General features: G+C 67.2%; 12 protein-coding genes and 3 pseudogenes. 9 read left to right on the top strand and 6 right to left on the bottom strand.

The window, feature by feature from the left end; translation table 11 throughout:
* Positions 1-626: pseudogene (locus EFK10_RS01665) on the bottom strand (IS256 family transposase); the annotation flags it as partial.
* 174 nt (positions 627-800) lie between these two features.
* Between EFK10_RS01665 and EFK10_RS48405 the strand changes: the two are divergent.
* Positions 801-950, top strand: a complete 150-nt coding sequence (locus EFK10_RS48405; RefSeq protein ID WP_206305266.1) for a hypothetical protein — start codon at positions 801-803, stop codon at positions 948-950.
* Positions 951-1,012: 62 nt separating this feature from the next.
* Here EFK10_RS48405 and EFK10_RS01655 read toward each other — a convergent pair whose 3' ends face one another.
* Both EFK10_RS01655 and EFK10_RS01645 read right to left on the bottom strand, forming a co-directional pair.
* The gene (locus EFK10_RS01655) at positions 1,013-1,564 is read right to left on the bottom strand and encodes a hypothetical protein (protein WP_127354001.1); all 552 of its coding nucleotides are present in this window, start codon (positions 1,562-1,564) and stop codon (positions 1,013-1,015) included.
* 411 nt (positions 1,565-1,975) lie between these two features.
* A complete protein-coding gene (locus EFK10_RS01645; protein ID WP_127354000.1) occupies positions 1,976-2,950 on the bottom strand; it encodes a quinone oxidoreductase family protein in 975 nt (324 codons plus the stop codon).
* Between the two features lie 124 nt (positions 2,951-3,074).
* Between EFK10_RS01645 and EFK10_RS01640 the strand changes: the two genes are divergently transcribed.
* The gene (locus tag EFK10_RS01640; RefSeq protein ID WP_127353999.1) at positions 3,075-3,722 is read left to right on the top strand and encodes a TetR/AcrR family transcriptional regulator; all 648 of its coding nucleotides are present in this window, start codon (positions 3,075-3,077) and stop codon (positions 3,720-3,722) included.
* Positions 3,723-4,144: 422 nt separating this feature from the next.
* Positions 4,145-4,564: an IS3 family transposase gene (locus EFK10_RS01635; RefSeq protein ID WP_127353998.1), complete on the top strand. Its 420-nt coding sequence runs from the start codon at positions 4,145-4,147 to the stop codon at positions 4,562-4,564.
* 23 nt (positions 4,565-4,587) lie between these two features.
* Here EFK10_RS01635 and EFK10_RS01630 read toward each other — a convergent pair whose 3' ends face one another.
* On the bottom strand, positions 4,588-5,154 hold the full coding sequence (locus tag EFK10_RS01630) for a dihydrofolate reductase family protein (RefSeq protein ID WP_127353997.1): 567 nt from the start codon (positions 5,152-5,154) through the stop codon (positions 4,588-4,590).
* Between the two features lie 553 nt (positions 5,155-5,707).
* Between EFK10_RS01630 and EFK10_RS01625 the strand changes: the two genes are divergently transcribed.
* The 4 genes and pseudogenes from EFK10_RS01625 to EFK10_RS01610 all read left to right on the top strand — a co-directional run.
* Positions 5,708-6,178 carry a DIP1984 family protein gene (locus EFK10_RS01625; protein WP_127353996.1) on the top strand — a complete coding sequence of 157 codons (471 nt, stop codon included), beginning with the start codon at positions 5,708-5,710 and terminating at the stop codon, positions 6,176-6,178.
* A gap of 659 nt (positions 6,179-6,837) precedes the next feature.
* Positions 6,838-7,671: a PIG-L family deacetylase gene (locus EFK10_RS01620; RefSeq protein WP_127353995.1), complete on the top strand. Its 834-nt coding sequence runs from the start codon at positions 6,838-6,840 to the stop codon at positions 7,669-7,671.
* 387 nt (positions 7,672-8,058) lie between these two features.
* Positions 8,059-8,292 (top strand): annotated as a pseudogene (locus EFK10_RS01615) (hypothetical protein); the annotation flags it as partial.
* Positions 8,289-8,438, top strand: a pseudogene (locus EFK10_RS01610) (ATP-binding protein); the annotation flags it as partial. The pseudogenes EFK10_RS01615 and EFK10_RS01610, both read left to right, overlap by 4 nt.
* A gap of 94 nt (positions 8,439-8,532) precedes the next feature.
* On the opposite strand, the gene EFK10_RS01605 reads toward EFK10_RS01610, so the two are convergent.
* A complete protein-coding gene (locus EFK10_RS01605) occupies positions 8,533-9,501 on the bottom strand; it encodes an SDR family NAD(P)-dependent oxidoreductase (RefSeq protein ID WP_127353994.1) in 969 nt (322 codons plus the stop codon).
* A gap of 62 nt (positions 9,502-9,563) precedes the next feature.
* On the opposite strand from EFK10_RS01605, the gene EFK10_RS01600 reads away from it, so the two are divergent.
* Positions 9,564-10,136 carry a TetR/AcrR family transcriptional regulator gene (locus tag EFK10_RS01600; protein WP_127353993.1) on the top strand — a complete coding sequence of 191 codons (573 nt, stop codon included), beginning with the start codon at positions 9,564-9,566 and terminating at the stop codon, positions 10,134-10,136.
* Between the two features lie 1,136 nt (positions 10,137-11,272).
* Here EFK10_RS01600 and EFK10_RS01595 read toward each other — a convergent pair.
* Entirely contained in the window at positions 11,273-11,971 is a 699-nt protein-coding gene (locus tag EFK10_RS01595) for an NAD(P)-dependent oxidoreductase (protein ID WP_127353992.1), read from the bottom strand.
* Positions 11,972-12,182: 211 nt separating this feature from the next.
* Between EFK10_RS01595 and sigJ the strand changes: the two genes are divergently transcribed.
* Positions 12,183-13,172: an RNA polymerase sigma factor SigJ gene (gene sigJ / locus EFK10_RS01590; RefSeq protein WP_127353991.1), complete on the top strand. Its 990-nt coding sequence runs from the start codon at positions 12,183-12,185 to the stop codon at positions 13,170-13,172.
* The last annotated feature ends 459 nt before the right edge of the window (positions 13,173-13,631 follow it).

The following is a 13,631-nucleotide window of genomic DNA, read 5'->3' as shown; positions in this document are numbered from 1 at the left end:
CAGCTGGCCGTGGACCTCTGTCGGATATTCGCATACCACACCAACGACGCCGTTCCCGGGAAGCAACGTGTTGTTTTTTGACGGCTTCGGTGGACCACGCAGGTCTGTGTGATCGCTTGCGGCCACACGGTCGCGATGGCGTCGGGCAGGCCCTTCAGCCCGTCGCAGACCAGCATGAGCACGTCCTCGACGCCGCGGTTCTTAACCTCGGCGAAGACACGCAGCCAGTGCTTGGCGCCCTCACCGCCGTCGCCGGCCCAGATTCCCAGGATGTCGCGGTGTCCCTCGACCGTCACGCCCATGACCACGTAGACCGGACGGTTCGCGACCTGCCCGTCCCGGATCTTGACGTTGATGGCGTCCACGAACAAGACCGGGTAGACGCGGTCGAGGGGCCGGTTCTGCCACTCGGCCATGCCTTCCATGACCTTGTCGGTGATGTTCGAGATCGTCTGCTTCGACACCTCCGCGCCGTAGACCTCGGCCAGGTGGGCCGAGATCTCTCCGTGCGTGAGGCCCTTCGCGGACAAGGACAGCACCATCTCGTCGACGCCGGTCAGGCGCCGCTGGCGCTCATCCGCGCGGATGAAGATCGTCTGAAGCGCCACGTTCCGGTCGATCGGGAGTAGGTGCTGTTTCGATGGGTGCCGGCGTCCTCTGACCATCGCCGGAGGCGACAACGGTCCAGGTCACGAAGGCTCCGGGGGTGCGGCGACCGCAGTGGTGCGAGCAACGACCTCCCGGAAGGTGGGAATTCCCAGGTCGACAGCCTCCTGCGTCCGAGCGATCTGCGCGTCGAGTTGGGCGAGCTTCTCCTCGGCGTGGGTCAGGCTGCTCCGCAGTCCTTCGATCTCGCCGAGCCAGCCCTCGCGTTCGGCTTCCAGGATGCGCGCGAGGAGGTTGTCGCGGATCTCGACGAGCCGCGGCCGTTCTGTCGCGTGAACGATTAGGACGGGGCATCGGACGCAGGCTTCTCTGAACTACGCAGGCAGCATGACTCTTGGGATGGGGATCAGCGCTGCCAGAGGAACGCGGCCTCGCTGCAGGGCTGGCAGTTGAAGAGGTAACCGCGGCCCCCGCCCCCGAAGTTCGCGGAGGTGGCGAAGTCGTAACCCTCCTCTAGCTCGGCCGTGAACGTCATGCGGGTGGCGCACGAGGGACAGTCGGGGGTCTCGTCCCCTTGGAGCCAGCCAGGCTCGCCGCCCAGCCGACCGAGGACCGGCTCCTCCGTGGGTTTGTCAGCGGGATGAAGGCGCAGAGCGGTGACTGCGCCCAGCAGCGTCTCGCCATCGACCGGGACAGTGGCCGGGGTGAGCTCACCGGAGAACAGGTAGGCGCGGTTAGCGCCGGCGGTGGCGTCCCAGTCGTCGCACATCCCGGGATCGTTCTGGCAGAAGAACACCGCGACCACGCCGATGGCGAGGGGCAGATGGGCGAGGAACTGCATGGTCCCATCGCACTCGCGGCACTTCGGCCAGACGAATTCACCCGGGACGAGCGGGACTCCACCGGTGCGCGGAGTGGGCGCGTCGGCAGTGGTCTCCCCGTCGTAGATCAGTAGCATGGCCACAGACTAGGGTCAGCCCTTTGGGTCAGGTAGCTGGGTCGGATTTTCACTGCGGGCGGCGATCTGGCCGAAGGTCGGCATGCCGAGACTAACGGCCGTCGATCGACGGGCAGCTTCGGTGCCGAGCTGAGCCAGCTTGTCCTGGGCGCCGGCGAGGCTGACCTGGAGTCCTTCGACTTCGCCGAGCCAGCCTTCCCGCTCGGCTTCGGTGATGCGGGCGATCAGGTTGTCGCGGATGTCGTCCAGCCGTGCCCGTTGGGCCGGATCCGGTCGTAGGAGTGAGCATCTGACACAAGTTTAACCGAACTGATCTTGAAGCGGCTTCTTCGCATCGCGGCCGCTGCCCGTTGACTGAAGGTGACCATAGAGATTCTCGTGCTGATGTGAGGTGCGGCGTGTCGCGTGCTTTTAGGGCAGAAGGAGGACGCGGCCAAGCTGGGACCGGTCTTCGAGTAGGCGGTGTGCTGCGGCTGCCTCGGCGAGCGGGAGGCGGGCGTGCACGGCCGTGTGCAGTTGCCCGGCAGTCGAGTATTCGGCGACCTCGGTCATTTCTCGGCGGGCCTGCTCGGGGTCGGCCGCGCGCCATGCGATGAGCGAGAACCCGGCCACGGACTTCAGGGCGAAGAGGTTGATGACAGGCAGGCTGGTCAGCTCGCCGCTCGCAGCTCCGTAGATGACGATCCGGCCGAACGGAGCCAGTACGTCGAAGCTCCGCTGCAGGGTCTCGCCGCCGACGGAGTCGAGAACGACGTCTACGCCTCGCGGCGCGGCCTTGCGGACCTGGTCGGGCCAGTCGCTGTCCGTGTAGTCGATGGCGGTGTCGGCGCCGCACTTGCGGGCGAAGTCGAGTTTGGCCGGTGAGCCGGCGGTGGCGATGACCGTGCCGGCGCCGAGTAGTTTGGCGAGTTGTACGGCCAGGTGGCCGATGCCGCCGGCCGCGGCGTGGATCAGTACCGTCTCACCCGGCGCAAGCCGGCCGGTACGCAGGGTCCGGAGTGCAACCGGGGCGCCCATGGGCAGCATGCTGGCTGCACCGAGGTCGAGTCCGTCGGGTATCGGGGCGAGCCATTGCGCGTCGGCGACGATGTAGTCGGCGAACGCGTCCTCGGCCAGCCCTGCGACTCGTCGGCCGACCTGCTGTGTGTCGACGCCAAGTCCGACGGCTTCGACGGTGCCCACCACGTCGCCGGTGAGTTTGCCGGGCAGGGGACGCTGGAAGATCGCCCCGCTGGACGGCCCGCGCCGGAACTTGGTGTCGACGAAGTTGGCCCCGATCGCCTCGGCCCGGATGAGCACCTGGCCCGGCCCCGGCGTGGGGATTTCGGCCTCCTCGATCGTGAGGACGTCCGGATCGCCGTATTCGTAGTAGCGGACTCGTCGCATGATGACTCTCCTGAGGGGCCAACGGGCAAGGGGTGCCACCGCCGGCAGCTAAAGTGGACTTCCGGTCAGCTTCGGCGACCGTACTGGACCGTCAGTTCAGTTGTCCATGAGGGGTGAGGACTCGATGACAGAAGGCCGCCGCGAACGTGCCGACGCGGCACGAAATCGGCACGCGATCCTGCTGGCGACCGAGAAACTCCTGGCGCGGCACCGGCCCGAGCAGATCTCGATGGAACAAGTCGCCGCCGCAGCCGGCGTCGGCAAGGGCACGGTCTTCCACCGCTTCGGCAACCGCATGGGCCTTATGCGGGCACTGATGGCAGAACGGGCCCTTGCCCTGCACGAAGCCGTCACGACAGGGCCACCGCCGCTGGGCCCGGGTGCCCCGTCACGAGAGCGCCTCCTCGCCTTCCTCGACGCCGTCGTTGGCGTGGTAGCCCGCAACAAGGGACTCCTGGCCGCGCTCGGCCACGCCGTGACGACAGCACACAAGCCTGAGGAGGATCCGCGCAGCGCGCACCCCGTCTACCAGTTCTGGCACGGCCACATCACCTCGCTGATCAGCCAGGAGCGTTCGGACCTGGACGCCGAACTCCTGGCCCATATCCTGCTCGCCACCCTGCACAGCGACCCGATCCTGCGCCTGCTGGAGCAGGGCGACGGCCAGCGCCTCGCCGATTCGCTGCGCACCCTAGTGACCGCCTTGCTCAACGCCTCGGCGGGCAGAACCGAGCCGAGGAACGGCCGCCACCCGAACGCCCCGCAGCGGTGAGTATCCAGCGGCGCGCCGACCGCGCTTCGCGAGCCGAAGGTCGGGCGAGCCTCAATCCATCGACGTGGATTGAGGTAGGTTGCGGCAGGTTGAAGCCGCTGGTTTGTTCAGCTTTTCCTGTCAGGCCCGACTCGCCGAGGAGGTCAGCCAGGCGGCAGAAGGCGGCCCTGCGCTTCGCTGTCCGGTGATCAGGATCCCGTCGGCGCTCAGTCCTCGGAGTCCGTGCTGCTTCGTCCGGCATCGCGGCGGCAGTCGGGCAAGCGATCCGTGGTCCTCTGGGTGAAGGAGTCGATGAAGTGAGCGTGGCGGGCTTCATCGGCGACCAGGGGACCGAGCATGGCGTCCCGCACGCGGTGACCTGCCGGGCCTTGGAAGTGTCCGAGTCCTGGTTCTACAAGTGGAGGCGCCGACCCTAGGAGCCGATGAAACGCGAGGTCAGGCGGACTGTGCTGGCCGAACGGATCACGGTGCTGTTCGAGAAGTCGAAGCGGACCTACGGCTCGCCGAGGATCATGCTGGACCTGTGGGCCGAGGGCTGGCAGGTCAGCAAGAACACGGTGGCGCAGATCATGGCCGAACTCGGTCTGGAGGGGCGCAAGCGCCGCAAGCCGCACTCACTGACGAAGCAGGGCAAGCGGAAGGCCGCCCCTGACCTGGTGGGACGCCGCTTCAACGCGGTCGCGCCGAACGTCTTGTGGTGTGGTGACATGACCGAGATCGAGACCGGCGAGGGCAAGCTGTACCTCGCCACGGTCCTGGACCTGTTCTCGCGCCGGATGTTGGGCTACGCCATGAGCGACCACCACGACACAGTACCGATGTCGTATACGACATCACCGTGAGACTAGCGCGTGGGTGCTGCTGCTCAGCGCCTCGTCTCGTACCTGGTCAGGACCACGCCGCCGGGAAACGTCCGCGTCTCCACCAGGTTCAGGTTCACCCAGCTGTCCAGCGCGGTGAAGAACGGCGTGCCGCTGCCCACCAGGACCGGATAGGCGGCGATCGCGTACTCGTCGATCAGCCCGGCGCGCATGGCCGCCCCGGCGAGCGTTGCGCCGCCGATGTTCATTGGGCCGCCGTCCTCGGCCTTGAGCCGGGTGATCTCGGCGATCGCGTCGCCGGTGACCAGGCGGGTGTTCCAGTCGACCTTGTCGATCGTCGAGGAGAACACCACCTTCGGCGTGTCCCGCCAGTTCCGCGCGAACTCGATCTCCGCCGGGGTGGCGTTGGGCTGCTGGTCGCCGGTCGGCCAGTAGGAGCTCATCGTCTCCCACAGCTTGCGCCCATACAGCGACAGGCCACTCGCCTGCTCGTGGTCGAGCCACCACTGGAACAGTTCGTCGCTCGGCGGTCCGCTCCAGCCGATGTCGTCGCCGGCCGCGGCGATGTAGCCGTCCAGGGTCAGGTTCATGCCGTAGATCAGTTTCCGCATGGCTCAGCCTTCCGTTCGTGGGTGTCCGGCGTATAGACCAGCGCGGCGCGGGAAACTCATCGGTGCGCGATCTGGGCTCGCCGGTAGCCCTCGTGCTCGGGGCTCAGCGTGGTGTACTCGGCCGACTCGGACAAGCCGCCTGATCTCGACCTCGCCCTCGCGAGGAAATGCCACGGATTTGAGACTGATCATGGGTGACAAGGCCGTGAGACAGCCAAGAACGCCCAGGTCACGCAAGATCGACATGTCACGAGCGGCGAGACCCTACACTCGCTGTAGGGTCTCAAATTTCGTGTCGGAATCTCACGGCTGGTGCCGGATGGAAGTCGGATCCGACGTGGCGCTGAGACATGCAGGTGTCCTGTCGCGCTGAAACTGTCGGATTCCCACTCGTTCTCGTTCGTGCTGTCGGATTCTCTTTCGTGGCCTCTGCGCGGCTGCCCGCTCTCACTCCAGTGGCTGGTCAGGGCTCCGGCGGATCAGAAGCCGGGTGCGTACGACCTGGTTCGCACTCGTATACTCGTGCGAGCTCATGGAGGGGGAGGTGGAGACAGTGAAGCTTGCTGAGGCACTGGCAGAACGTGCGGAGGCGACGCGCCGTGTAGAACAGCTGCGAGCGCGCGTCGTCAGCAGCGCGCGGTACCAGGAAGGGGAGACACCCGCCGAGGATGCAGCTCAGCTGTTGGCCGAGGCCGGTGAGGTGCTGAACGCTCTGGAAACGTTGATCCGGCGGATCAACCGGACTAACGCCACCGTGGAGATGGGTCCGGACGGCACGCTCACCGATGCCCTCGCACGCCGGGACGTCCTGCGGTTGCGTCACTCCGTGGTCACCGCAGCGGCGGACGCGGCGGCGGGTCAGGGCGAGCGGGGATACGGCCGGCAGCTTCGGTCCGAGTTGATGATGCTTTCCGCGCTTCCGGTCGCGGAACTGCGCGGTCAGGCGGATGCACTCGCCCGGGAGATCCGCGAGGTCGATGTGCGGATCCAGCGTACGAACTGGGAGGTCGATCTGCTGGACTGAGCAGTCCAGCAGGCTGGGACGATGTGGAGCAGGTAGCAGCTTCGGAGGCGTGCACACACCGAGGGCTGGCGGTTTTCCAGCCCACTCCTGGCGCGTGAAGAGCAACGCGGGGGTTCGACTCCCCATCAACAGTGCAGCTCAGCACCGCGTACAGGTAAAGGTGCACATCGCACAGCACATCACCACGTGCAGATCCGAGGCGGCGAGGGCGGGTTCGGGGCTTTCCACATCGCAGCACCATGGAGAACGGCGATCTCCGGCGGATACTGTTGGCGATTTTGGCGGCGCTCCTGTCATCTATCGCGAACGAGACTTCCGCGAAAGCCAGGTCGATTTGAGAACGCTGGCCACAGGTGGTCTCAAACGACCTGGCAACCGCGCTGGTCAGCAACCCACCACACACCAGACGCAGTGCGACAGGACAGCAGGTCGCGCCTGTGCCTCGTTCGCGTTGAACGCCGACGCCTGGAAGGCCAAGCGGCCGCGCCGGGAACAGCCGGTCCGGCCGGCACGGTTGCATCGACCGAGGGACCGGCGCCGCACGGGCGGGGAACACGGAGACCACAAGGTCGTCCGCCCCACCAGGATCCGGGCCCCAGGATCGCGGTACGCCCGCCGCGCACTCGGACCAAGACGTATTTCTGCAGGAGGACTGTTTCATGACTGACCGGCCCTTGACGCTCATGGCAGTACACGCCCACCCCGACGACGAGGCCACCGGAACCGGAGGGGTCCTCGCGCGATACGCGGCGGAAGGCATCCGCACGGTTCTCGTGACGTGTACCGACGGCGGTTGCGGTGACGGACCGGGAGGGGTCAAGCCGGGCGATCCCGGGCACGATCCGGCGGCCGTCGCCTTGATGCGCCGTCAAGAACTCGAGGCGAGCTGTGACGTCCTGAAGGTCAGCCATCTGGAGATGCTGGACTATGCCGACTCCGGGATGACGGGCTGGCCGAGCAACGACGCCCCCGGATCCTTCTGGCAGACCCCCGTGCAGGAAGGCGCCGCCCGACTTGCGGAACTCATGCGGCACTACCGACCTGATGTGGTCGTCACCTACGACGAGAACGGCTTCTACGGCCACCCCGACCACATCCAGGCCCACCGCATCACGATGGCGGCGCTGGACATGACCGCGCTGACACCGAAGGTGTACTGGACCACGATGCCCCGCTCGATGATGCAGCGGTTCGGCGAGATCATGCGCGAGTTTCATGAGGACATGCCGGAGCCCGATCCTGCCGAGGCCGCCGCGATGGCCGAGATCGGCCTCCCCGACGATGAGATCACCACGTGGGTGGACACCACCGCATTCAGCGGTCAGAAGTTCGATGCGCTGGCCGCGCACGCCAGTCAGGGCGAGAACATCTTCTTCCTCAAGATGGGCAAGGAGAGGTTCGGCGAGTTGATGGGCATGGAGACCTTCGTACGTCTCCAGGACGCCACCGGCGCAGCCGTACCCGAGAACGATCTCTTCGCCGGACTGCGCTGATCCGCCCGTCCGACCGGCCGGGAAAGCGTGTCGACCGCACGGCGCGATCGAGCGGGTCACACACCCGGAGGCTTGTCCACGCGAGTTCCGCTCCGGCAGCCCGCGTCCAGGCCCTCGCCGGCGGCGTCGACGCGTGCCCGCACTTCCGACCCGACACCGCGCTCGTTCCCAAACCACCAGGCAACCGCACAGGTGGGAGACCTGCGGGCTGCTGACTCGGAAGGTGCGCGACAGCCCAGGTCACAAGCCCGGCGGTCTGCTCCGATCAAGACAGACCGCCGAGGAAGCGACACGAAGCTGAGGCTCCGATGTCCGACACGCCGTGAGGCAACGGAAGAAGCAGCAGGTCACGAGGGCGGTCTCCGACACCAACCGCGAGACCCTACACTCATCGCGATCCTGTGCGAGCTGTCCGAGGACACCGACCCGCCCGGTGGGTTCATGGCGTCCCTCGCGCAGCTGCTCACCGTCGCCGCGCAGCGAGCCGGGCAGATCGAGCGCGACCGCGACGGCGACGCATCGTGCCCGCTGCACGAGGCCGCCGCCCTCCTCACCGACAACGCCGGGCAGCGCCTGATCTGGGCAGCCCGCGCCCTCCACCCGCAAGGAGACCTCGTATGACCTCGCTGATTTACCCGGAACTGCCGGAAAACGGCCTGGTGGTGCTCATCGGCGCCTCCGGGGCCGGGTAGAGCATGCTGGCCGGCACCTGGCCCGCCACTCAGGTCCTCTCGCTCGATGCCCTGCGCGGCCAGGTGAGTGATGACTTCTCTGTCAAGTTCAGCCTGTTGAGCAAGAGCTGACCGGAGCCTCTGATCTATCGAGCTCGACAACGGCGAGAACCTCTGCGACCTCGAGAGGTCAGGCACGGAGTAGGTCGGTCGAGACAGTCCAGAGGCGCTTGGCGGTGGCGGGATCGAGCGCCCATTCCTTGACACCGTGCGGGTGCTGCGCGAGTTCGGCGTCGTTCGGCACGGTGTAGGCCTCTTGTGCATCGTCGAGGTAGTGGCCTCCGGAGTGAGCGAACTCGGGGGCGACGGCCGCGACGATGCTGGTGGCGGCCCCTTGCTCGACCGTCTTATAGGTGAAGACTCCGGCGGCCTCGGCCGCGTCGAGCGACTCCTTCTGTTCTGTTGTGAAGTTCCGCTGCAGTCCCGTCGCGATACCGCCGGGGTTCCCCGCATTGGCGACGATGCCATCGGACGCCCAGAGACGGGTCGCCTCGACGGCGAAGAGAGAGTTCGCCGTCTTCGACTGTGCGTAGGCAATCTGCGGGTCGTAACTGCGACGCTCGAAGTGGGGGTCGTCGAAGTCGATGCCGGAACGCATGTGCGCCGTCGAACTGACCGAGACGATCCGTGCTCCGTCGCGGTCGGCCGCTCCCAGGGCCAGGGCGTCATGAAGGCCGGTGGCCAGGGCGAAGTGGCCCAGATGGTTTGTCGCGAATTGCAGCTCCCAGCCCTCATGCGTTCGTTCGAGGCCACCGGTGACCACGCCAGCGTTGTTGATCAGCAGGTGAAGCGGGCCGCGCCACGCGTCGACGAATCGTGTGACGGACGTCCTGTCAGCAAGGTCGAGCCGGACGACTCGGGGACGGATCCCTTCGGTCGACTTCGCGATCGTCTCAGCGACGGCGTTACCCGCAGTCGTGTTCCGGACGGCGAGCGTCACTTCCGCCCCGGCAGCGGTCAACGCACGAGCCGTCTCGATCCCGAGTCCGGAGGAAGCTCCCGTCACGATCGCGCGGACGCCGGCGAGGTCGACGCCTCGCAGCACCTCGTCCGCGGTGCTGAGGGCAGTGAAGGGGGTGGAGATGAGTGCGCGAGTCATGCACCGACTATACGAACTAGACTTGATTTGTATAGCTCGGTTCTCGCTCGTATGCTCGTTCCATGAGCAGTCCCGATGCTGGCCACCCGCCGTCGACAGTCGCCGATACCGACCGCCGGACCCTGGTTCTGGACTCCGCCATGGTCACGTTCGCGCGATTCGGTTACCGGAAGACCTCGATGGAGGAAGTGGCGCGGGCGGCGCACATCTCCCGGCCCGGGCTCTACTTTCTCTTCTCCTCGAAGGAGACTCTGTTCCGTGCCGCGGTAACCCAGGCCCTGGAGCGGGACATCACAGTGGTCAAACACGTCCTGGCCGACACCGGCCGCCCCCTTCCAGAGCGCCTCGTCGAAGCGTTCGACCAGTGGGTAGGCCGCTACATCGGCCCGCTGACGCGCGACGTCGCGGCGGTCATCGAGGACAACCCCGACCTCCTCGGAGAGATCGTCGAAACCACGCCGCGACGTTTCGAGGAATTGATCACAGACGCAATCGCCGTCGAGTCAGGACAAGACGCGGCCCCCTTAGTCGCACAGACGATGATCAGCGCATCGATCGGCCTCAAGCATCAGGCCGCATCACGGGAGTTCTACCTCGATCGGCTGAAGGTCGCTATCGATCTCCTGGTGCGCTAAAAACGCTCCCGGTCTCCCGTAGGACCGCGGTCTCGGACGGCGACGGGCCAGCCGCCCGTCGAGGCCGACTCGGCAGCTCACGTAAGGCCTGCACGCCCCGGGCCCGGCCTGGTGGCGCTGCACCGGCTGCCGCGACCACAGCGGCACCCTCGCCCAGGACTTCCTCCGCATCGGTGACGACGCCACCGAACACGCCAGCACCTGCCGTGCGCTGCCCGCTCCCCCGGCCGTGGCCTGACGGACGTTCCGTGCCGCCCCGACCCCGTACATCCGGGGCGGGGCGGCACGGTGGTCCCTCAACCACACACGGAAGGAGATGGACGTCATGACACAGCTGCCCCGTTATGAGGTCGACGTCCCGATACACCAACTCAACGGACCAGGCCCGGCGCGGTCATCACGTCTTCACTGGCCGCGCCGCCGGACACAGCGAGGCCCTGGCCGCCGCGCACAGCGCCTACGACAGGGCCGTGCAGTACGTGTCCGCCGGCCGTCCGGTCCCGGACGACTCCAGCGACGGATGGGCCGTTCACGGCCTGCGTCCCGACTGGGCCCTGGACTGGCACAAGGCCACCACGAAGGCGTGGGTCCGCTGCAGAGCTTCTGCACCCCGACTCAGCGCCGGGAGACGGCACGGCGCAGCCTGCCATCGGCCCGGAGCGAGCCTGCGAAGTCACCACGCTGACATGAAGGATGGACTGGGTCCCGGGCCGCTCCCCCGGGCCCAATCCACCCCGGCCGCCGCAGAGAGAAGCCTCATCATGGATGATCTGATCGCCCGCTGGGCGACTGGCCACGGCCTGGTCGTGGAACTCTGGACCCCGCCTCCGACCCCCTCGCCGTGTTCGACCCCATGGGCCCGGGCGGCCCCCGGCTCCAGCAGGATGAAACGGTCTTCAGGCATGAGCGTGGCCCTCCTTGAAGGGCAAAGTTAGAAGCGGAGTCCGGTACCGGACAGGTGTGGACAGGGGAGCGCTCAGCTTGTCAAACCTTCAACGCCCGCCGGCCGCAAGCCGCGCGCCGACGCAGAGCGCTTCCGTGCCTGAGTGCTGGCCGCAGCGCGTGCGTTGCTCGCGCGCCGTGGCGACGATGTCCAGATGCCCGAGGTGGTGTGCGCCGGTCCGAGGCGGCCGGGATCATTTCTTGCCGCTGAACGCCTCCTTCCGGATGATGTCGAGGAAGCTCGGGGTGCCTTCCGTGGTGCGCACATCGATGAAAGCGCGCACATGACGGTTGCCGACTGCCTGGTGCAGCAGTGCGTTTCCGAGATCGGCACGCGAGGTGAACCGGCCGGGAAGGCGCGATGTGGCCACCCGGTAGTCACTGACGGCATTCGTGTCGAAGAGACCGCCGGGGCGGATGATTGTCCACTCGTGGTCGCTCTCGCGCACGATCATTTCCATGCGCCGCATGTCGTCGTACACGGTGCGCCCCATGAAGCGCGCGATGGAGGGCTCGAGGACCTTCCGGAAGAAGAAACCTTCGCCGGGTGCTTCCACATCGAAGAGTACGGTCGAGGTTACGCAGACCAGGCGTCGGACGCCGTGTTTCGTCATGGCCTGCGTGATGTGGGTGATGCCCGCGGAATACACCGTGACGGGGCTTCGGCGGTAGGGAACCCCGAGGGCCGAGATCACCGCTTCCTGCCCGGCCACGGTGCGTTCGACCGCGGCGGGGTCCAGCACATCCGCACCGACCACCCGCAGTCGCGGATCGCTCAGCGGGAAGGCCTCGGGCCGGCGCGTGACGGCGGTGACCGTGTGTCCTTCGGCGATTGCCTGCTCGGTGGCCTGCCGCCCGGTCGGTCCGTTTGCCCCGAATATGACGAGCTTCACGTGCTTGCCCCTCTCATGCGGATGACCCTGCCGTGGGCTTGACGGCGCTCACGGTCTCGTCGTCAAAGACGGTCTTGCCATCTAGGAGGGCCCTGCGGCGGCGAGTGTGACATCCCGGAATCGGGTGAGACGTGGACCACACTTTCGGGCGGATGTCACACTCTGAGCAGTGCGGCACATCTCAGGAGGGAGCGCGTTACAGGAGGCACGAATGTCCGACAGCCCCGCGAAGAGTGCGGCGGAGAGCCCGGCGGAGAGTGCGGCGAGCAGCCCGGCGGCCACCGCGACGCAGGTGTACGTTGGCCACCGCGAGCTGCTGTTCTCCGTCGTCTACAACATGCTCGGCAGCGTCGCCGACACCGAGGACGTACTCCAGGAGACATGGCTGTCGTGGGCGGGCAAGGGCCGCCGCTCGCCGATGGCGAAGATCGACAACCCGCGCGCCTATCTGGTGCGGATAGCGGTGAACCACGCGCTCACCCGGCGGGCCGTCGTCAGCCGGCGCCGCGAGACCTATATCGGGCCGTGGCTGCCCGAACCACTGGCCACCGGTGCCGGCGCCCGAACCGACGCGGCCGACCGGGCGCTGCGCACCGAATCGGTGTCGATGGCGCTACTGGTGATCTTGGAGACCCTCACCCCCTTGGAACGGGCGGTGTTCGTCCTCAATGAGGTGTTCGGCTACGCCCACACCGAGATCGCGGACATCCTCGACCGCAGTCCGCCCGCCGTGCGCCAGCTCGCCCACCGCGCCCGCGAGCATGTCCATGCCCGCCGCCCCCGCTACCAGGCTCACCCGCGCATCCAGCAGCAGGTGACCGAGCGATTCATCGCCGCGGCGCTCGGCGGCGACGTCGGCGCCCTCATGGAGATCCTGGCGCCGGAGGTGACCCTGTGGACCGACGGCGGAGGAAAGACGCGGTCGGCCCTGCGGCCGATCCACGGCCGGGAGAAGGTCGCCCGTCTGCTGGCCGGCTACGCCTCCCACCCCCCGGAGGGGCTCGATGTCCGATACCAGAGCGTCAACGGTGACCCGTCAGCGGTGATTTTCGCGGGCGAGTCCCCCTACGCTGTGATGGTCATGGATCTGACCCCGCAGGGCGGCCAGGTTTCCGGCGTCTACCTCGTCACCAACCCCGACAAACTCTCGGGGGTCCTGCGGGATGAGGACGCACCGCCGGGCAGCGGGGCTGCGGGATGAACACGCTGGCTGCCCCAGCCCGTCGACTCGGCCACCCAGGATCTCCACCTCATCGCGGCACGCGACGACGCTGGCGCCCCGGCGGCGGAACCCACCCCCGTGATCCTGGACGGGGAAGCCACCAGCTGCCGCTCCTCGGCCTGGCCAGAACCGTCGGCATCTGGACGAAAAGCCCAGGCGACCCGGAGCGGAGTGCCCTGGCTCAGCGCGCCCCGGACACGTCAGACCCTCGGGCTCTGCCCAGGGCCTGGTCCGCCTGCCTGGATGGCCAGTCCGATGCGGAGGCGCTTGCGCAGCGTTTCGGCGGAGATCGGCCGCTGGTGCAGTTCCCAGTGACGAGCATCCTCCCACCGGGTGTGCTCTAGTGCAGCGATTCATAAGTCCTTCGGCGGGCTGACGGTGACTTTCCGTGATCGTCAGGCCGCCTGGAGGTAGGTGTCCTGGTGTGCCTGCTCGCGC

The sequence above is a fragment of the Streptomyces soli genome, assembly GCF_003999195.1.
Classification (GTDB): Bacteria; Actinomycetota; Actinomycetes; order Streptomycetales; family Streptomycetaceae; genus Actinacidiphila; species Actinacidiphila soli.
The sequence above is the reverse complement of the archived record's forward strand: the minus strand, read 5'-3'. Positions and strand labels throughout refer to the sequence as shown.

What these genes read in the sequence shown, in the direction of transcription:
- EFK10_RS01655 (WP_127354001.1), bottom strand. Translation starts at nt 1,564, where the DNA reads ATGCTACTGATCTACGACGGGGAGACCACTGCCGACGCGCCCACTCCG.
- EFK10_RS01645 (WP_127354000.1), bottom strand. Translation starts at nt 2,950, where the DNA reads ATGCGACGAGTCCGCTACTACGAATACGGCGATCCGGACGTCCTCACG.
- EFK10_RS01640 (WP_127353999.1), top strand. Translation starts at nt 3,075, where the DNA reads ATGACAGAAGGCCGCCGCGAACGTGCCGACGCGGCACGAAATCGGCAC.
- EFK10_RS01635 (WP_127353998.1), top strand. Translation starts at nt 4,145, where the DNA reads ATGAAACGCGAGGTCAGGCGGACTGTGCTGGCCGAACGGATCACGGTG.
- EFK10_RS01630 (WP_127353997.1), bottom strand. Translation starts at nt 5,154, where the DNA reads ATGCGGAAACTGATCTACGGCATGAACCTGACCCTGGACGGCTACATC.
- EFK10_RS01620 (WP_127353995.1), top strand. Translation starts at nt 6,838, where the DNA reads ATGACTGACCGGCCCTTGACGCTCATGGCAGTACACGCCCACCCCGAC.
- EFK10_RS01605 (WP_127353994.1), bottom strand. Translation starts at nt 9,501, where the DNA reads ATGACTCGCGCACTCATCTCCACCCCCTTCACTGCCCTCAGCACCGCG.
- EFK10_RS01600 (WP_127353993.1), top strand. Translation starts at nt 9,564, where the DNA reads ATGAGCAGTCCCGATGCTGGCCACCCGCCGTCGACAGTCGCCGATACC.
- sigJ (WP_127353991.1), top strand. Translation starts at nt 12,183, where the DNA reads ATGTCCGACAGCCCCGCGAAGAGTGCGGCGGAGAGCCCGGCGGAGAGT.